Here is a 19,725-nt window from a genome sequence, read left to right as displayed (position 1 = left end):
TTGGGTGGCGCTGTTGACGGTGAACCCGGTAGCAGGGGTGGCGCCGAAAGTGACCGCCGTGGTGCCGCTGAAATTGGTGCCGGTCAGCGTTACCGTGGTGCCGCCTGTTGCGGGGCCACTGCTGGGGCTGATGGATGTCAGCGTTGGCGCGGTGACGTAGGTGAACTGATCCGCCGCACTGGTAGCGCTGGTGCCGCCCGTGGTAGTGACGCGCACGTCTACCGTGCCGGTTCCTGCCGGGGCGGTGGCGGTGATTTGGGTGGCGCTGTTGACGGTGAACCCGGTAGCAGGGGTGGCGCCGAAAGTGACCGCCGTGGTGCCGCTGAAATTGGTGCCGGTCAGCGTTACCGTGGTGCCGCCTGTTGCGGGGCCACTGCTGGGGGAAATGCTGCTGACGGTCGGTGCACCCACATAGGTGAACTGATCCGCCGCACTGGTAGCACTGGTGCCACCGGTGGTGGTCACGCGCACGTCGACCGTACCGGTGCCGGCCGGTGCTGTGGCGGTGATTTGAGTCGCGCTATTAACCGTAAACCCGGTAGCCGCGGTGGCGCCGAAGGTGACCGCCGTAGTACCGGCGAAGTTAGTGCCGGTGAGGACTACCGTAGTGCCGCCCGTTCTAGGCCCGCTGCTGGGGGAAATAGCACTGACTGTCGGCGCATTCACATAGGTGAACTGGTCTGCGGCACTGGTGGCGCTGGTGCCACCTACGGTGGTGACGCGCACGTCTACCGTGCCTGTTCCGGCCGGTGCGGTGGCGGTGATCTGGGTGGCGTTATTGACCGTGAACCCCGTAGCAGCAGTGGCGCCGAAGGTGACCGCCGTGGTGCCGCTGAAATTGCTACCGGTGAGGATGACTGTGGTGCCGCCGTTGGTCGGCCCACTGGTGGGGGACAGGCCGGTCACAACCGGCGGTGCCACTGGCGTGACGCTGTTGGACGCTGCCGACGCAGCGCCGGTGCCCATCGCGTTGGTGGCGGTGACGGTAAAGGTGTAGGCCGTGCCATTGCTCAGGCCGGTGACGGTGATGGGGCTGGCCGTGCCGGTTGCGAAGGCGCCTGAGTTGGAGGTGACGGTATAGCCGGTGATCGGGCTACCCCCGTTGCTGGCGGGGGGCGTGAAGCCCACCGAAGCGCTTGCGTTGCCTGCGGTGGCGGTGCCGATGGTCGGGGTCCCGGGCACGGTGGCACTGACGGTAATGGTCACGGTGGCGGGGCTGGACGTGCCGAAGGTGTTGGTGGCCGTATAGGTAAAGCTGTCGGGGCCGGAATAGCCTGCGGTGGGGGTGTAGGTAATGCTGGTGCCGCTGGCCGTTACCGTGCCATGACTGGCCGCCGAGGCCACGGCCACGCTGGTGGGGCCGCCACCGGAGAGGTTGAGACTGATCGGGTTGGCCGTGCTGTTTGCGGCGACCGTGACGCTGGACGCCCCGGCAACCGGTGGGGAGCCCGCATTGACCTGCACGCTGAAGTTCTGGGCCCCGGCATACGGCCCGAGGCCGCCGCTGCTGTCCAGGGCTCTGAGGGAAAAGCTGTAGTTCCCCAGGGTGCTCGGTGTGCCGGACAACTGGCCGCTAGGCGACATTGAAAGGCCCGGTGGAAGGGAGCCGGATTGAACGTTGAAGGTGTAAGGCGCGGTGCCGCCCGTGGCGCTGAACTGATGGTTGTAGGGGGTCGACAATCCCGCCGCTGGTGGGGTATCGACCGTGACCAGCACCGTGGGGTGGTTGATCGTGAAGGAATAGGCCTGGGTCAAGGTCTGCGGTGTGGCGGGGGTCGAGTCGGTCACTCTGATGCTGAAACTGAAGGACCCTGTGGCAACGGGGGTGCCGGAGATTGTGCCGCTCGCGGTGTTCAAGCTCAAACCGGCGGGCAAGGCGCCTGCGGTGATGGCATAGGTATAGGGCGCAACGCCCCCGCTGGTGGCCAGGGTGGTGGAAAAAGCTGCGCTGATCGCCGGCGTGGGCAGGCTGGACGGGGTTATCGTCATGGACGAAGTGGCGGGCAGAATGGTGACGAAAACCCTGACTTCGCCACTGAGTTCGTCGAACAAGATGAAGAAGTCGGAGGTGGCGCCGTCGCCATAGTTGGTATAGAGCGCCTTGTTGTCGCCGTTGTTGATAAGGCCGGTGATCTTGCCGTGGGAGGCCTGCGCGTTGTTATCGATCAAGCCAAAGCCATCGCCATTGCAGTACGTCAAGTCGACTTCCTTCGACTCGCCCGAGGCCACCGTAATGTACTGATCGGGGCACAGCGTGCTGGGGCCGGCCAGCGCCGGGCTTGCCGCCAGGGCCAGCAGCGCCAGGCTCAGCCAGGCGAACAGGTGCGCCAAGCCCTTGCGGCTTGTGGCTCGCGGGCGTTGCTTGAGTGAAAAAAGGCTCAGGAATGCCGAGGCCGCGCGAGCGGCTACCACGTTGGCAGGACGCAACATACGTTCTCCAGTACAGAGTTTTTTAATTGTTGTTAAGGCGTGTCGGGCTTGCTGCAAAAGCGGATTGGGCCAGGGTGGCCGGTAGGCAGGGGCGGGTGGTTGAGTGACCACGGCGCGCATACAGCTGGAGTGTCGAAGCATCCCATTCCCGTCCCTAGGCAAACTCACGTGTCCGTCTTGCGTGTGCCCCTGGGGGCGTGAGTACAGCTGCTTCGACCGGTGGTGGCTATTTGAGACCACTTGGCTCGAAAGTGCCTGATTGTGGCGGGATCATTGGGGTTTGTATGTAGTTTTGCCGAGAAATTGCAGGTTTTTTTTCAGCCAAACCGCGAGGCCCGCGGGCTAGACGCATTTTCTTCAATACGCCCTGTAGGTGCGCCCTTAGGCTCGGCCCCTCTTTCAACACAATAAGAGTGCCTGCAATGAGTTTGACCCTGTCCATGGCCGCGTTTGCGCTGGCTTCTTCCATCACCCCTGGCCCGGTGAATATCGTCGCCCTGAGCTGCGGTGCCCGCTTCGGCTTTGGCGCCAGCCTGCGCCACGTCACCGGGGCGACCTTGGGGTTTGTCCTGCTCTTGGTGCTGATGGGCCTGGGCCTGCATGAAGTGCTAAGCCTGTGGCCTTTTTTGACCCGTGCGGTGGAGTGGGCCGGGGTGGCGTTTTTGCTGTACCTGGCCTTCAAGTTGGCGATGGATGACGGCCAGATCAGTGCCAAAGAGGCCAACCGGGCGCCGTCCATGGCGTATGGCGCGCTGATGCAATGGCTCAACCCCAAGGCCTGGCTCGCGTGTGTGGCGGGGATGGGGGCTTTTGTGGCCAATGGCGAAACCGCGCTGGTCTGGCACTTTGCCCTGATCTACCTGGTGGTGTGCTACCTGTCGGTGGCGTGCTGGGCCTACGCCGGCACCTTCCTGCGCCGTTACCTGAACAACCCGAGGGGCATGCGCCTGTTCAACCGGACCATGGCGTTGCTGCTGGTGGCCTGTGCCTTGTACTTGCTGCTGGGTTGAATCAGCTGCGGTACTGCCCCGGCGTCGCCGCCAGGTGTTGCTTGAAGGCTCGCTGAAAATGCGCCTGGTCGGCGAACCCGGCCGCCAGGGCCACCTCGGCGATGGCGTGGCCGTTGCGCAGTTGTTCTTCGGCGCGCTGGATGCGGCAGTTAATCAGGAAGGCGTGGGGCGTCATGGCGTAGCGCTGCTTGAAGCGGCGGATCAGGTAGGAACTGGAAAGCCCACTCAGGGCGCAGAGGTCGTCCAGTTTCAAGGCGTGCTGGCAGTGCGCGCGGATGTAGTCGGCGACCTGCGCCAGGTGGTTGTCCTGCGCCGTCAGCGGGGCTTGGGCCGTGGCCAGGCGTTGATGCAGGGCTGTGAAGAAGGTGTGTGCGGCGTCCTGTTTTTGCGTGCTGCTCAGGTGTTCGTCCAGCAGGGAGTCGTACAGCGCGTTGAGCCCGGCATACACGCTGGCGTCCTCGCTGTGGGTCACGGCGAAAGGCTGGAAGGCGCCGTCGCGGCTGAACCCCAACCGCTGCTGCAGGGCGGCGAGCCACTGGGTGTCAACGTAGAGCATGCGGTACGACCAGGGCTGGTCGTTGACCGGGTTGCAGGCGTGCACCTCGCCCGGGTTCATCAGCACCACCGTGCCAGCACTGACCCGAAATTGCTGGTGTTCATGCAGGTAAGTGCTGTGCCCGGCGGTGATCGCGCCGATGGAGAAGTGTGCATGGGAATGGCGGGCGTAGCAGGCCTGGCGGCCATCGGTGATGCCGCGGGCCTGGATGAACGCCAACGCCGGGTCGCGCCAGAAACGCGGGGCCTGGTCGCGGTTGTGCAAACGAATGCGGGGCATGGGTGGGCGCTCCAAGGGCAAGGCAGGCTGGCAGTTTAGGCCTTGTGCGGGCTTGTGGCGCGGGTAAATCGCGAGGGATACCCCGCCGGCGCCACCCACACCCCGTCGAGCCGGCCCTGTGGCACTCGGCCTCTGTGGGAGGGGGCCCGCCCGCGCTGACGGCCGCAAGACCGCTATCGCTGGCAAGCCAGGCGCCTACGGGGGCCTAGATCAGAAGTCCCACTTGGTGGTCAGTTGCAGGCTGCGCGGGTCGCCATAGAACCCGGTGCCGAAGTTGCCCATGCCGGTGTAGTACTTCTGGTCGAACAGGTTTTTCACGTTGAGGGTGGTGCTCAGGTGCTCGTTGAAGCGGTAGCGTGCCATCAGGTCGGCCAGGTAGTAGCTGTCCTGGGTGATCTTGGTGTACTGGCCGAAGTTGACGGTATCGCTGGGGTTGGGTTGGAACACGTTGCCGAAGAACTCGCTCTGCCAGTTCACGCCGCCGCCCACGGTGAGCTTGTCCCAGGCGCCGGGCAGGCGATAGGTGCTGAACACCCGCACCAACTGCTCGGGGGCGGTGGTTTGCAGCACCGAGCCGTACACGTAGTCGCCTTTGGCGTCGCGGGTGTGGGCGTAGCTGTAGCCGGCGGAGAGGTTCCAGCCGTCCAGCACTTCGCCGGCCACTTCAAACTCGAAGCCCTTGGTGGTGGCACCTTTGGCGGCCTTGTAGATGGCGTCGGTGTCGTAGCCGCTGACCAGTTGGGCGACGTTGTCCTGCTCGATGTGGAACACGGCGAAGCTGGCGTTGACCCGGCCGTCGAAGTATTCGGCCTTGATGCCCGCCTCGTAGGCATCGCCCTCGACCGCGTCGAGCACGCCGCCGTCGGCATCCTTGCTCATTTGCGGCTGGAAGATGTTGGTGTAGCTGCCGTACACCGAGTAGGTGTCGTTGAGGTCGTAGACCACACCGGCGTAGGGGGTGATGACGCTGGTCTGGTGGTAGCCGGTACGGGTGTCGACCTTGGCCGGGTCGTCGAAGCGGGTGTGGTCCGAGCCCTTGAAGTTGCTGACCCGGGTGCCGAGGATCACCGACAAATCATCGGTGGGCTTGAGGCGCGTGGCCAGGTAGGCGCCGGTCTGGCGCTCGACGATATCGACGTCGCCGGAGCGTGGGATGTACGGCTTGGGGAATTCGCCGTGCCAGTCGTTGATGCTGCCGCCGACCATCGGGTACACCGAGCCATAGGAGGGCACATCCTGGCGCGAATTGAGGGCGGTGAACCCCACCATCAACTGATGCTCGCGGCCCAGCAGGCTGAAGGGGCCGTCGAGTTTGACGTCGAGGTTGTTCTGCACCTCCTCGCCCTTGTATTTGCCCATGTACATGAACATGCCGTCGCCGGTGACCGGGTCCGGGTTGCCGCCGCTGGCGGAGCCAAGCAGGGTGTCGTGTTCGCGTTGTTTGCGATCGACACTGACCTTGAGGGACCAGTCGTTGGCCAGTTTTTGCTCCAGGGAGGCGAACGCGGTCTGGTTCTTGAAGTCGCGGCGGCTCCAGTCGGTGGCCGGGTTGAAGGAGCGCGAGAAGTGGGTGCGCGAGCCGTCGCTGTTGTACATCGGGAACCCGGTCCAGGAGGCGCCGCGTGAGCGGGTGTTCTGCTGGTCGAAACCCAGGGTGAGCAGGGTGTCGGGGGTCAGGTCGGCTTCAAGGATGCCGTAGGCGATGTCCTTGGTGTTTTGGTAGTTGTCGATGTAGCCGCTGCGGTCCTGGTACACACCGACGAAGCGCCCGCGCACGTTGCCGCTGTCGGTCAGCGGGCCGGAGATATCGCCCTCGCCCCGGTAGTTGTCCCAGGAACCGGTGGTGCCGGTGATCGAGGCCTTGAAGTCGCGGGTCGGGCGCTTGCGGATCATGTTGACCGTGGCCGAGGGGTCGCCGGCGCCGGTCATCAGGCCGGTGGCGCCCTTGGTCACTTCGACGCGGTCGAAGATCGCCATGTCGGTGCTGGTGGTGCCGTAGTCGTACACGCCGTCATAGGTGGAGTTGACGCCGTCGTACTGGAAATTGGTGATGGGCATGCCGCGGGTGGAGAACTCCCAGCGTTCGCTGTCGTAGTTCTGCACGCTGATGCCGGGGGCGCGGCGCAGGGTGTCGGCGATGCTGGTGCTGCCTTGGTCCTCCATCTGCTGGCGGGTGATAACGGTGACGGTTTGCGGTGTTTCGCGGATCGACAGGGCCAGGCCGGTGGCCGAGGACATGCTGGCGGTGGTGTAGGCGTGGGTGTCTTCGGTGGTGGCGCCCAGGCCTTGCCCGGAGATAGTGGTGGCGCCCAGTTCCAGCGGGCCACCGCTCTGCGGCGCGCGTTGCAGCACGTAGCCGCCGTTGGCTTGGGGCTGGGCTTGCAGGCCGCTGCCCTGGAGCAGGCGTTGCAGGGCTTCTGACGGGGTGTAGCGGCCGTTGAGGCCGGGGCTGCGCTTGTCGCTGGCCAGGTCATTGTGGCCGGCGATGAAGATGCCGCTTTGCTCGGCGAAGCTGTTCAGCACGCTGACCAGCGAGCCGGGGGCGATGGCGTATTGGCGGGCTGGGGTGCTCGCCTGTTCGCTGGCAGCCTGGGCGTGGGCGCTGAACACCGGCGACAGGCTCAGCAGGGCGGCAGGGATGGCCAGCGCAAGCGGGCGCAGGGCAAAACGAAAACGTGGCGACATGGAGTTCCCTTTGGATCGGTTCGATCGGCAATTGAAGTGCGTCTGTGGGGTTAACCGAACGAACAACCAAAAAGGGAACCGCAGGTTGAAAAAATCCATCAGCCCCGTTTGGGGCCGACGCTGACCCACCAGGGCAGGGCGGTTTCGACCTGGATCGGCAACGCCGCTTGCAGCAGGGCCAGGGCCTGGTCGGTGTCGCGCAGGGGAAAGGAGCCCATCACCGGCATCGCCGCCACGGCCGGGTCGCACCCCAGGTGGCCGGGGCGGTAGCGGCTCAATTCGGCCAGCAACTGGCCCAGGGGCAGGTTGTCGGCCAGCAGCACGCCATGGCGCCAGGCTTCGCGGGCCGGGGTGGCGGCGGATTGCGGGTGCAGGCCGTTGGCGTCGAAGGCCACTTGCTGGCCGCTGTCGATCACCTGCACCTGGCCTCGGGCGGTGCGCACCTCTACCGCCCCAGCGAAGACGTTGAGCAGGGTGCGGCCCTGCTCCTGGCGCACGCTGAAGCGGGTGCCGAGGGCGCGCAGTTGGCCGTGTTCGGTGTGCACCAGAAACGGCCGTAGCGGGTCTTTGGCGGTATCGATCAACACTTCCCCCAGGTGCAGGCGCAGCAGGCGCTGCGCTGGGCTAAAGCGCACATCCAGGGCACTGAGGGCGTTGAGCCAGATGCGGCTGCCGTCACTCAGAACGGTTTCGCGGGTTTGCCCGGTGCCGGTGGCGAGGTCGGCGCTCAGGCGTTGCAGGCTGTCGGGCAGGCCTGCGCGCCAAGCGCTCCAGCCCAGCAGGCTGGCACCGCCGAGCACCAACAGGCTGCTCAGGGCCTGGCGCCGTGTACTGCCACGGGGGGAACTGCGCAGGGCGTGGCTGGCGGCCTGTTGCCCAGCATCGCCTTGCAGGGGCGCGAAGCGCTGGCTGACACGCTCGACGTAGCGCCAGGCGTCCTGGTGTTCGCCACTGGCCGCGAGCCAGGCCTGCCAATGCTGGCGCTGCTGGTCGCTGGCGCCGTGGTCATGCAGTTGCACGTACCACTGGGCGGCTTCTTGCAGGCTGGCGTGGCTGAGTTTTTTCAAGGGGGCGGCGGGCACGTGGGGCTTACTCGATCAGCAGGCCGTCGAGTTCGGCCTCGAGGATGGCGCAGTGCATCAGCGCCTGGGCCAGGTACTTCTTGACCATGCGCTCGGATACGCCAAGGGTGCTGGCGATGTCCCGGTAGGGCATGCCGTGCAACTGGGCCAGCACGAAGGCATCGCTGACCCGCTGGGGCAGGCGCTGGAGCATGGCGTCCACCTCGTGCAGGGTTTCGACGATGATCGCCCGTTGTTCAGGCGACGGTTGCAGGGCCGGCGGCTGCAGGCCCAGGGCCTGGAGCCAGGCCTGTTCCAGCTGCCGCCGGCGCCAGTGGTCGATGCACAGCCCCCGGGCGATGGTGGCCAGGTACGAGCGCTCGTGCACTTCGCCATTGAACGCCTGGGGGCGCTTGAGCACCCGCAGGAAGGTGTCGTGGGCCAGGTCGGCGGCATCGAACGCATTGCTCAGGCGCCGGCGCAGCAACTCGTACAGCCACCGGTGATGGGTGGCGTAGAGGGTGTGGGCCTGTGAACTGTCGGCAACCGTCATCAAGGGCACGTGTCCGTTGGCGCGAAGCCATGAGTGCGAATGGGAATGGGTCGCGATTAAAGCAAATGCCCGACGGCGGTGCAAATGATATTGGTTTGCTTTTGCAGTCTTAGTCGAACTGCACCGGGCCGCGTTCCTTCCACTGGCTGCTGGTCTTGAGCACCCTAAGCTCCCCAGCCGCAGCCACTAGGCGGGCGAAGCCCAGGGTATCGAGTTGCTGCGTGGCGAGTTCGGCCTCTAGTGGGCTGATGCCGGTTTGCGTATCCGGTTGCAGGCGTTGGATCAACGCCTGCTCGGCCGCACTGTTACTGGCGCGGTAGCGCAGCAGTGCACCGTCGCGGCCCGCCCAGTAGGCAGCGGTGGCGTTAAAGCTGTCGCGTCGTACGTCAAAGAAGAACGCCAGGGCCTGGGGCTCGAAGAAGTTGGCGGGCAGCAGTTCAGCCGACGCCGGGTCAATGGGGAAGGCGACGCCGCTGGTGAAGTAGATGCCGTCGGGCTCGAACCCTTCCACCTCTGCCGGGCGCTCTTGCGCGACGGGGGAAAATATCCGCTGGCGCGGGTAAGTCAGCGTCTGTTCGGCAAAAACCGTCGCCGCTAGCACGGTTTTCTTCTGCGGGTGCTTGAGGGTAATACCGGTAAACCGGCTAAAACTCACGAACTTGGCGGCTTGAAATTCCACGGCATCGTCGGAGTGATCGAACATCGGGCCGAACACCAGTTGCTCGCCCTGGTAATAGTCTTGCGGCGGGTCAGGCTCTGCGTCTGCTTGCAGCGGTAGCCAATCGCCCGCCACGGGGCCGCGGTTGCGCCATAAGGGGCTGGTGGTCACAACCTGCAAGGTACCGGCGGCAATCACCTGATGCACGTAATCGAGGTGGGTGGACGTTCCGTTGTTCAAGGCCAATTGCAACCGGGTGCGGGGGCCACCGAACGGGTTGAGCAGGGCGAAGAGCTGATCTTGCAGGGGGCCGGGGGCCGGGGTGTATTTCAGGCTGGCGTTGCTGGGGGTCAGCAGGTAGGTGGGCAGCCCCGGGTACACGGCGGCCCGGGACAGGCAGTGGAACATGTCGGCGGGGCTGAAAAAATTCTGCTCAAGTTCAAGGGCTGGCCACTCCATATCCGCAGGCAAGCCGGACACTGTGTGATAGAGGGCGTCGATCTCATAGTGCGCAGGCAGCGCCAGCTCGCCGGACTCGCTCTGGGGCAAGAAACTGGCCAGCGAAAAACCACTATCACGCACCGTCACCGGGCGGGTGTAGAGGTATTTTTCCTGTTGGACGTGTTTGAGGATAAGCCCAGCGCATTGCTGGGAGGTGTCTAGTACAAGGGTTTCCAAGTCGAGGAATGCCGCCAACTGGCTGTTGAACACCGGCCCCAGGTACGGCGCGGCCACCAGCTCAGAGGTGCTGCTGGGCATTTTCCATTGAGGTGAAAGGGTGCCCACGCTTCCCCAGATCTGGCCGGGGGCAAGTACCTCCAGCTTGCCGGTCGTCGCGACCAGGCGCACCAGATCGGTCATGTCCAGGCGCCCTTTGCGCATTTCCTTTTCCAGGGCAATGGTTAATTCGTCCTGGGGGTGGAGCCTTTCGAGCAGCACCTGGGTGGCCGGTAGATCATGGGCGCTGTATTTGAGCAGCGAGCCACTCTTGGGGTGGGACACCAAGAACGACGGAATCAAAGCCCTGTAGCGAATGGCATTGGAGAGATCCGGCAGTGAAAAAAACGACGACCACATGACACTGAACGCAACATCCACATGGGAATGGTAGGCGGCACAGATCTCGATACCCTCCGGCACCGTGACGTGGCCGGAGGGGTGCGGGGGGAAAATGCTGCTCAGTTCAAAACTGAATTTTTTGCCCTTGATAGGCAGGGTCGCGACATAGTGCTGGTCGGCCAGTTTGAAAATGAAGCCGCCTTGTTCGACTTGTTCATGGTCGTACACCGTCATCAAGGCATGCACATACATGGCCGCATCGTTCTGGCTGATGAACCTGGGGCTAAAGAGCGGGCGAAAGTTACTTATGAAAGGGGCACTGGCGGCGTCAGTGGCGGGGATGGTTGCCTGCATGGGGTGTCCTTTGGCTGGGTGGGGAATCAACGCCATCGTGTTCGATGGCGTCTCATCTTTGCCGCAAACCCAAGCCAGCAGGACGTATCTATATAGGGCCTAAGCCCGGCCAGTCAGGAGGCCGGCACTAGGAACGCCGCTTCGAGCAGTTGCCGGGTGTAAGGATGCTGGGGCGCGGCGAATATCGCTTGGGCTTCGCCTTGCTCCACTACCTGGCCCTGCTTGACCACCATCAACTGATGGCTCAACGCCTTGACCACCGCCAGGTCATGGCTGATGAACAGGTAGGTCAGGTTGTACTTGCGTTGCAGCGAACGCAGCAGTTCCACCACCTGGCGCTGCACGGTGCGGTCCAGGGCCGAGGTGGGTTCGTCCAGCAGGATCAACCGGGGCTTGAGTACCAGGGCGCGGGCGATGGCGATGCGCTGACGCTGGCCGCCGGAGAATTCGTGGGGGTAGCGGTGGCGGGTCTGGGGGTCGAGGCCGACTTCCACCAGGGCCTCGATAATGGCTTTTTCCTGCTCGGCCGCCGTGCCGATCTTGTGGATGCGCAGGCCTTCGCCGACGATCTCGCTCACGCACATGCGCGGGCTGAGGCTGCCGAAGGGGTCTTGGAACACCACCTGCATTTCCCGGCGCAGGGGCCTCACTTGCTGCTGGGTCAAGCCGTCCAGGGCCTGGCCCTCGAAGCGGATGCCGCCCTGGCTGGCGATCAGGCGCAAAATCGCCAGGCCCAGGGTGGACTTGCCCGAGCCGCTTTCGCCGACGATGCCCAGGGTCTGGCCCTGGGGCAGGCTGAAGTGGATGCCGTCCACCGCTTTGACGTAATCGACCGTGCGGCGCAAAAAGCCTTTCTTGATCGGGAACCAGACCCTGAGGTCGTTCACCTCCAGCAGTGGCGCGCCGGGGAGGTGGTCTACGGGGCCGCCACTGGGTTCGGCGGCCAGCAGTTCCTGGGTGTAGGGGTGCTGGGGCGCGCGGAACAGTTCCTCGCACGGCGCTTGCTCAACGATGCAGCCGCGCTGCATCACGCACACCCGGTGGGCGATGCGCCGCACCAGGTTGAGGTCATGGCTAATCAGCAGCAGGGCCATGCCCAGGCGCGCTTGCAGCTCTTTGAGCAGTTCGAGGATTTTCAACTGGACGGTGACGTCCAGGGCGGTGGTCGGCTCGTCGGCGATCAGCAGCTCCGGCTCGTTGGCCAGGGCCATGGCGATCATCACCCGTTGGCGCTGGCCGCCCGAGAGTTCGTGGGGCAGGGCCTTGAGGCGTTTGTGGGGCTCGGGGATGCCCACCAGCTCCAGCAACTCCAGGGTGCGCCGGGTGGCGGCCTTGCCGGTGAGGCCCTTGTGCAGGCCGAGCACTTCGTTGATCTGCTTTTCGATGCAGTGCAGCGGGTTCAGCGAGGTCATGGGCTCTTGGAAAATCATCGCGATGCGGTTGCCGCGAATCTGCCGTAGGGGTTTTTCGTCCAGGGTCAGTAGGTTTTTGCCGGCGTAATGGATGGTGCCGCTGGGGTGGCGCGCCAAGGGGTAGGGCAGCAACCGCAGGATGGAGTGGGCGGTGACCGACTTGCCCGAACCGCTTTCGCCCACCAGGGCCAGGGTTTCGCCGCGTTTGATATCGAAACTGACGCTATGGACCACGCGCTGGCACTGCTCGCCCACCACGAATTCGACGGCCAGGTCGCGTACTTCGATCAGATTGTCCTGATTCATTTCACTTCCTCGGGTCGAAGGCATCGCGAGCGGACTCGCCGATAAACACCAGCAAACTCAACATGATCGCCAGCACCGCGAAGGCACTGATGCCCAGCCACGGCGCTTGCAGGTTGGATTTGCCCTGGGCCACCAGTTCGCCCAGGGACGGCGCGCCGGGCGGCAGGCCGAAACCGAGGAAGTCCAGGGCGGTGAGGGTGCCGATGGCGCCGGTGAGGATGAACGGCATGAAGGTCATGGTCGAGACCATGGCATTGGGCAGGATGTGGCGGAACATGATCGCGCCGTTGCGCATGCCCAGGGCCCGGGCGGCGCGTACGTATTCCAGGTTCCGCCCGCGCAGGAACTCGGCGCGCACCACGTCCACCAGGCTCATCCAGGAAAACAGCAGCATGATGCCCAGCAGCCACCAGAAGTTGGGCTGCACGAAGCTGGCGAGGATTATCAGCAGATACAGCACCGGTAGCCCGGACCAAATCTCCAGGAAGCGCTGCCCGGCCAGGTCGACCCAGCCGCCATAGAAGCCCTGCAGGGCGCCGGCGATCACGCCGATGATGGAACTGAGCACGGTCAGGGTCAGGGCGAACAGCACCGACACGCGAAAACCGTAGATGACCCGCGCCAGCACATCGCGGCCCTGGTCGTCGGTGCCTAGCCAGTTGTCTGCCGAGGGCGGCGCGGGGGCGGGCACTTTGAGGTCGTAGTTGATGCTCTGGTAGCTGAACGGGATCGGCGCCCACAGGGTCCAGGCGTCCTTGGCCTTGAGCAGTTCGCGGATGTAGGGGCTCTTGTAGTTGGCTTCCAGCGGGAATTCGCCGCCGAAGGTGGTTTCCGGGTAGCGCTTGAGGGCCGGGAAGTACCAGCCACCGTCGTAGTGCACCGCCAGGGGTTTGTCGTTGGCGATCAACTCGGCGCCCAGGCTCAGGCCAAACAGGACCAGGAACAGCCACAGCGACCACCAGCCGCGCTTATTGGCCTTGAAACGCTCGAAACGGCGGCGATTGAGGGGCGATAGGGTCATCTCACTGCTCCCGGCTTTCAAAGTCGATACGAGGGTCGACCAAGGTGTAGGTGAGGTCGCCGATCAGTTTCACCACCAGGCCCAGCAGGGTGAAGATGAACAGGGTGCCGAAGACCACCGGGTAATCGCGGTTGATCGCCGCTTCAAAGCTCATCAGGCCGAGGCCGTCGAGGGAGAAGATCACTTCCACCAGCAGCGAGCCGGTGAAGAAAATCCCGATAAAGGCCGAGGGGAACCCGGCGATCACCAGCAGCATGGCGTTGCGGAACACATGGCCGTAGAGCACCCGATGGTTGCTCAGGCCTTTGGCCTTAGCGGTAATCACGTACTGTTTGTTGATTTCGTCGAGGAAGCTGTTCTTGGTCAGCAGGGTCATGGTGGCAAAGTTGCCGATCACCAGGGCCGTGACGGGCAGGGCCAGGTGCCAGAAGTAGTCGAGGATCTTGCCACCCCAGCTCAGTTCCTCGAAGTTGTTGGAGGTCAGGCCACGTAGCGGGAACCAGTCCAGGTAACTGCCGCCGGCGAACACCACGATCAGCAGGATGGCGAACAGGAATGCGGGGATGGCGTAGCCGACGATGATCGCCGAGCTGGTCCACACGTCGAAATGGCTGCCGTGGCGGGTGGCCTTGGCGATCCCCAGGGGGATCGACACTAGGTACATAATCAGCGTGCTCCACAGCCCGAGGGAGATGGACACCGGCATTTTTTCCTTGATGAGGTCGATGACCTTGGCGTCGCGGAAGAAGCTGTCGCCAAAGTCCAGGCGCGCGTAGTTCTTGACCATGATCCACAGGCGTTCCGGCGCCGATTTGTCGAAGCCGTACATGTGCTCGATTTCCTTAATCAGCGCCGGGTCCAGGCCCTGGGCGCCACGGTAGCTGGAACCGGCCACCGACACCTCCGAGCCGCCGCCGGCGATGCGGCTGGTGGCGCCGTCGAAGCCTTCGAGCTTGGCGATCATCTGTTCCACCGGGCCGCCAGGCGCGGCCTGGATGATGACGAAGTTGATGAGCAGGATGCCGAACAGGGTCGGGATAATCAGCAGCAGGCGCCGAGCGATATAGGCCAGCATGTTAGTGCGCCCCCTCGGCGGTGGTGGCTTGTACCTGGGTCTGCACTTCCGGTGCCGGCGCGGCGTCGGGCTTGATCCACCAGGTGTCGGTGCCGATGTCGTAGGTTGGCGGCACCTTGGGGTGGCCGATGTGGTTCCAGTACACCACGCGCCAGGTCTTGATATGCCAGTTGGGGATCACGTAGTAGCCCCATTGCAGGATGCGGTCCAGCGCCCGGGTGTGGGCCACCAGGCTCTGCCGCGAGTCGGCGTTGATGAGTTGCTCCACCACTTGGTCTACGGCCGGGTCTTTGAGGCCCATGAAATTGCGGCTGCCGGGGTTGTCGGCGGCTTCGCTCTTCCAGAATTCTCGCTGTTCGTTGCCTGGCGAGTTCGATTGCGGGAAACCGCCGACGATCATGTCGAAGTCCCGCGAGCGCAGGCGGTTGATGTACTGCGAGACGTCTACGCGGCGGATCACCAGGTCGATGCCCAGGTCGCTGAGGTTACGCTTGAACGGCAGCAGGATGCGTTCGAAATCGGTCTGCACCAGGAGGAACTCGAGGCTCACCGGTTTGCCGCTGGCATCGACCATTTTGTCGTCGACGATGCGCCAACCGGCCTCTTGCAGCAGTTGATAGGCCTTGCGTTGCTGGGCGCGGATCATGCCGCTGCCATCGGTGACAGAGTTCTGGAAGGCATCGCCAAACGCTTGCTCGGGGATTTGCCCGCGCAGGGGTTCGAGGATCGCCAGTTGGGCGGCGTCGGGGCGGCCGGTGGCGGCCATCTCCGAGTTGTCGAAGTAACTGCGGGTGCGCACGTAGGCGCCGTTGAACAGTTGTTTGTTGGTCCACTCGAAATCCAGCAATAGGCTTAGCGCCTCGCGCACCCGCACGTCCTGGAACACCGGGCGGCGCAGGTTGTAGACAAAACCCTGCATGCCGGTGGGGTTGCCGTTGGGGATCTGCTCCTTAATCAAGCGGCCTTCGCTCACGGCGGGGATGTTATAGGCGTTGGCCCAGGTCTTGGCCACCGATTCGAGCCAGTAGTCGAACTGCCCGGCCTTGAGGGCTTCGACGGCGACGGTGTTGTCGCGGTAGTAGTCGATGGTCATCACATCGAAGTTGTAGAAACCCCGGTTGACCGGCAGGTCCTTGCCCCAGTAGTCCTTGACCCGCTCGTAGCGCACCGAGCGCCCGGCCTTGACCTGGGTGATCCTGTAGGGGCCGCTGCCCAGGGGGATTTCCAGGTTGCCCTTGGTGAAATCGCGGGTGGCCCACCAATGCTTGGGCAGCACCGCGATTTGCCCCAGGATCAGCGGCAGCTCGCGGTTGTTGCTGTGTTTGAACTTGAACAGCACGCGCAGGGGATCTTCGGCTATCACCTCTTCCACGTCGGCGTAGTAGCCGCGATACAGCGGGCCGCCGTTCTTGATGAGGGTATGGAAGCTGAACACCACGTCTTCGGCGCGCACCGGGTGGCCATCATGGAAGCGCGCTTCGGGGCGCAGGTAGAAGCGCACCCAGCTGTTGTCGGGGGCCTTTTCGATCTTGCTGGCGATCAAGCCGTACTGGGTAAAGGGCTCGTCCAGGCCTTGCTTGGCGAGGGTGTCGTAGACCTCGCCGATGCCGTCCACCGGCACGCCTTTGCTGATGAACGGGTTGAGGCTGTCGAAACCGCCGAAACCGGCCTGGCGGAAGGTGCCGCCCTTGGGGGCGTCGGGGTTGACGTAGGCGAAGTGCTTGAAGTCGGCGGGGTATTTCGGCGGCTCGTTGTAGAGCGTGAGGGCGTGTTGCGGGGCGGCGTGGGCAAACAGCGCGGCGCCCGCGAACAGCAGGCCAATCAGGGTACGCAAAGGCATCATTGGACTTTCTCCGAAGACTTCAGCCACCACGCGCTCAGGCCCAGGCTATAGGGCGGCGTGGCGACGAAGGCGAACCGGTTGCGGTACGCCAGGCGATGATAGTTGATGTACCAATTGGGAATGATGTAGTGCTGCCACAGCAGGACCCGGTCCAGGGCCCGGCCGGCCGCCAGTTGCGCATCGCGGGTCTGGGCGGCGAGCAGTTGTTCCAGCAAGTGGTCGACCACCGGGTTGGCCACGCCGGCGTAGTTCTTGCTGCCCTTGACCGCGACCTGGCTGGAGTGGAAGTACTGCCACTGCTCAAGGCCGGGGCTTAAGGTCTGGTCGAGGGTCATGAGGATCATGTCGAAATCGAACTGGTCCAGGCGCTGCTTGTACTGGGCGCGGTCCACCGTGCGCAGTTGGGCGTTGATGCCGATGCTCGCCAGGTTCTCGGTGTAGGGCTGCAGGATGCGCTCCAGGTTCGGGTTGACCAACAGGATCTCCAGGTTCAACGGCTGGCCGCTGCTGTTGACCAGCCGCTGGCCGTTGAGTTTCCAACCGGCCTCGCCCAGCAGGCCCAGGGCACGGCGCAGGGTGTCGCGGGGGATGCCACGGCCGTCGGTGCGCGGCAGGCTGAAGGGCTGGGTGAACAGGCTGGCCGGCAATTGGCTGCGGTAGGGCGAGAGCAGCAGCCACTCGTGGCCCACCGGCACGCCGCTGGCGGAGAATTCGCTGTTGGGGTAGTAGCTGATGGCCCGTTGATAGGCGTCGCTGAACAGGGTGCGGTTGGTCCACTCGAAATCGAACATCAGGCCCAGGGCCTCGCGCACCTTGGCGTCGGCAAAAGCGCTGCGGCGGCTGTTCATGAACAGGCCTTGGGTCTGGGTCGGGATTTGGTGGGGGATCTGGGCCTTGATAACGTCGCCGCGCGCCACCGCCGGGAAGCGATAGCCATTGGCCCAGTTCTTGGCCTGGTGCTCGATGTAGATGTCGAATTCACCGGCCTTGAACGCCTCGAAAGCAACATCGCTGTCGCGGTAGAACTCTACTTCGGCGCGGTCGAAATTGTACTTGCCACGGTTGACCGGCAGGTCCTTGCCCCAGTAATCCCTAACCCGTTCGTACACTAAACGCCGTCCCGGCTGCACCTCGCGGACCCGATACGGGCCGCTGCCCAGGGGCGGCTCGAAGGTGGTGGCCTTGAAGTCTCGGTCTTTCCAGTAGTGCTGGGGCAGCACCGGCAGTTCCCCCAGGCGCAAGATCAACAGCGGGTTACCGGCGCGCTTGAACACGAAACGCACGCGGTGGGGAGTGAGGATATCGACCCGCAACACTTCCTGCAGGTTGGTGCGGTACTGCGGGTGGCCTTCCTTGAGCAGCAGACGATAGGAAAACGCCACGTCATAGGCGGTGATCGGCTTGCCATCGTGAAAACGCGCTTCAGGGCGCAGGTTGAACACCACCCAACTGCGGTCCTCGCTGTATTCCACCGACTGGGCGATCAGGCCGTAGCTGGAAATCGGCTCGTCGCCCGACGGCGCGTACTGGCCGGTGCCGACCATCAGGGGCTCGTTGAGTTCGTTGATGCCGTATTGCAGGAAATTGGCCGTGGACACCGGGCTGGTGCCCTTGAAGGTATAGGGGTTGAGGGTGTCGAAGGTGCCGAACGCCATCACCCGCAACGTGCCGCCTTTGGGCGCAGACGGGTTGACCCAATCGAAATGGGTGAATTTGGCCGGGTACTTGAGTGTGCCGAACTGCGCATAGCCGTGGCTTTCGCTGATGGTCGCGCTTGCGGGAAAGCTCAAGGCCAGGCTGATAAGAAGCAGGAGGACAGGGCGCATCAAGTCAGAAATTCGATCCATGCGGCTTGGGCTTTAGCCTGGCACAGTAACAGCTTGTATCGGCAGGAAAAAGGTGGGGGATCAAAGCGCTGCGCATCGCTGCCAGCCAAGCCGCCGGCGAGGCCTGCGGGGCCTTGCGACGGATGGCAGGCCAAGGCCTCAATGTGGCGAGTAGACCGTGAGCATCTGCCCTGGTTTCAGCGCCTGGCCGACCCGTGGGTTCCAGCGCTTGAGGTGCTGCATCTCGACGTTGAAACGCTTGGCCACGATGTACAGCGAATCACCTTGCTTGACCTTGTAGCGGGTCTGCTTCTTGTTGTTGGCGGCCAGGGTGGTGGTCTTGCGGCCGGTGTCCTGCATGACCAGGGTCTGGCCGACTTTCAGGTTGTGGCCGCTGAGTTTGTTCCAGCGTTGCAGGTCCTTGACCTGGACCTTGTTGGCCTTGGCGATGGAAGCCAGGTTGTCGCCACGCTTGACCCGATAGTTGCGGGTCAGGCGCGGGCCGCTGTCGAGGTTGTCGAACACTGGCTTGAAGGTGCGTTGGCTTATCAGTTCCTCGGGGCGCATGGTTGACAGGCTGGTGGTCAACAACTGCGCCTTGGAGGTGGGCACCAGCAAGTGCTGGGGGCCGTCGATGGTGGTGCGTTGTTTGAAGGCCGGGTTGAGCTGGAACAGTTCGTCTTCGTCGATGTTGGCCACTGCCGCGACCTTGGAGAGGTCCATGCGCTGGTTGATCTCGACGACCTGGAAATAGGGCTCGTTGGCGATGGGGTTGAGGTTCACCCCGTAAGCTTCGGGGGCCAGGACCACTTGCGACAGGGCCAGCAATTTGGGCACGTAGGCCTGGGTTTCCTGGGGCAGCGGCAGGTTCCAGTAGTCGGTGGGTAGGCCGAGTTTCTCGTTGCGCTCGATGGCGCGGCTGACGGTGCCTTCGCCGGAGTTGTAGGCCGCCAGGGCCAGCAACCAGTCGCCGTTGAACATGTCGTGCAGGCGCGTCAGGTAGTCGAGCGCGGCGGTGGTCGAGGCGGTGATGTCGCGCCGGCCATCGTAGAAACGGGTCTGGCGCAGGTTGAAGTAGCGCCCGGTGGACGGAATGAACTGCCACAGCCCGACGGCGTTGGCGCTGGAGTACGCCATGGGGTTGTAGGCGCTTTCAATCACCGGCAGCAGGGCCAGTTCCAGCGGCATGTTGCGTTCTTCAAGGCGTTCGACGATGTAGTGGATATACAGGCTGCCACGCTCGCCGGCGCTCTCCAGGAAGGACGGGTTGCTGGCGAACCACAGGCGCTGTTGCTCGATGCGCGGGTTCACGCCGGGGACGTCTTGCAACTGGAAGCCCTGGCGCATGCGTTCCCAGACATCCTGGGGTACTTGCGGGCTGGGTTTCTCGCTCAGCCAGATGGGCTTTTGCTTGATAGGGGTGGACAGATTCGGAATATGGGCCGCGTTGGTTTGCGGCACCTGGCTGGTGCTTTGGCAGCCCGCCAGGATAGCGGACACTGCCACCGCAATGGCTTGGGCCAGGCGGGTCAATGCGTCTGAATGGATGGATTTACGGATAGATGACGACATTGGCTGGAAGTAAGTTCCGGGCAAA

At 63.8% G+C, this 19,725-nt stretch carries 13 protein-coding genes; 1 reads left to right on the top strand and 12 read right to left on the bottom strand.

Annotated elements, in window-relative coordinates; all coding sequences use genetic code 11:
- On the bottom strand, positions 1-2,430 hold a 2,430-nt coding region (locus CKW13_RS10880), incomplete at its 3' end, for an S-layer family protein (RefSeq protein WP_176465092.1).
- Between the two features lie 422 nt (positions 2,431-2,852).
- Between CKW13_RS10880 and CKW13_RS10875 the strand changes: the two genes are divergently transcribed.
- Positions 2,853-3,440: a LysE family translocator gene (locus tag CKW13_RS10875; protein WP_095108590.1), complete on the top strand. Its 588-nt coding sequence runs from the start codon at positions 2,853-2,855 to the stop codon at positions 3,438-3,440.
- A 1-nt stretch (position 3,441) separates the two neighbouring features.
- On the opposite strand, the gene CKW13_RS10870 is transcribed toward CKW13_RS10875, so the two are convergent.
- From CKW13_RS10870 to CKW13_RS10820, 11 genes are all read right to left on the bottom strand, one after another.
- Positions 3,442-4,275: an AraC family transcriptional regulator gene (locus tag CKW13_RS10870; RefSeq protein ID WP_095108589.1), complete on the bottom strand. Its 834-nt coding sequence runs from the start codon at positions 4,273-4,275 to the stop codon at positions 3,442-3,444.
- A 210-nt stretch (positions 4,276-4,485) separates the two neighbouring features.
- Complete coding sequence (locus tag CKW13_RS10865; protein ID WP_095108588.1) at positions 4,486-6,960, bottom strand: TonB-dependent siderophore receptor; 2,475 nt, start codon at positions 6,958-6,960, stop codon at positions 4,486-4,488.
- 98 nt (positions 6,961-7,058) lie between these two features.
- Positions 7,059-8,042, bottom strand: a complete 984-nt coding sequence (locus CKW13_RS10860) for a FecR domain-containing protein (protein WP_095108587.1) — start codon at positions 8,040-8,042, stop codon at positions 7,059-7,061.
- A 7-nt stretch (positions 8,043-8,049) separates the two neighbouring features.
- Positions 8,050-8,574 carry a sigma-70 family RNA polymerase sigma factor gene (locus tag CKW13_RS10855; protein ID WP_095108586.1) on the bottom strand — a complete coding sequence of 175 codons (525 nt, stop codon included), beginning with the start codon at positions 8,572-8,574 and terminating at the stop codon, positions 8,050-8,052.
- Between the two features lie 109 nt (positions 8,575-8,683).
- Positions 8,684-10,645 (bottom strand): DUF4329 domain-containing protein, encoded by a 1,962-nt coding sequence (locus CKW13_RS10850; protein ID WP_176465091.1) that lies wholly within the window; start codon positions 10,643-10,645, stop codon positions 8,684-8,686.
- Positions 10,646-10,758: 113 nt separating this feature from the next.
- Entirely contained in the window at positions 10,759-12,363 is a 1,605-nt protein-coding gene (locus CKW13_RS10845; protein WP_095108584.1) for an ABC transporter ATP-binding protein, read from the bottom strand.
- Between the two features lies 1 nt (position 12,364).
- Complete coding sequence (locus CKW13_RS10840) at positions 12,365-13,384, bottom strand: ABC transporter permease (protein WP_095108583.1); 1,020 nt, start codon at positions 13,382-13,384, stop codon at positions 12,365-12,367.
- 1 nt (position 13,385) lies between these two features.
- Positions 13,386-14,459, bottom strand: a complete 1,074-nt coding sequence (locus tag CKW13_RS10835; protein WP_095108582.1) for a microcin C ABC transporter permease YejB — start codon at positions 14,457-14,459, stop codon at positions 13,386-13,388.
- Between the two features lies 1 nt (position 14,460).
- The gene (locus CKW13_RS10830) at positions 14,461-16,302 is read right to left on the bottom strand and encodes an extracellular solute-binding protein (protein WP_095108581.1); all 1,842 of its coding nucleotides are present in this window, start codon (positions 16,300-16,302) and stop codon (positions 14,461-14,463) included.
- Positions 16,299-18,128, bottom strand: a complete 1,830-nt coding sequence (locus CKW13_RS10825; protein ID WP_095108580.1) for an extracellular solute-binding protein — start codon at positions 18,126-18,128, stop codon at positions 16,299-16,301. The genes CKW13_RS10830 and CKW13_RS10825 overlap by 4 nt, the downstream gene beginning before the upstream one ends.
- Before the next feature lie 159 nt (positions 18,129-18,287).
- A complete protein-coding gene (locus CKW13_RS10820; protein ID WP_095108579.1) occupies positions 18,288-19,700 on the bottom strand; it encodes a LysM peptidoglycan-binding domain-containing protein in 1,413 nt (470 codons plus the stop codon).
- Positions 19,701-19,725 lie beyond the last annotated feature (25 nt).

This window comes from Pseudomonas sp. Irchel 3E20 (genome assembly GCF_900187645.1).
Taxonomy (GTDB): Bacteria; Pseudomonadota; Gammaproteobacteria; order Pseudomonadales; family Pseudomonadaceae; genus Aquipseudomonas.
This window is presented reverse-complemented; position numbering and strand designations above follow the sequence as displayed.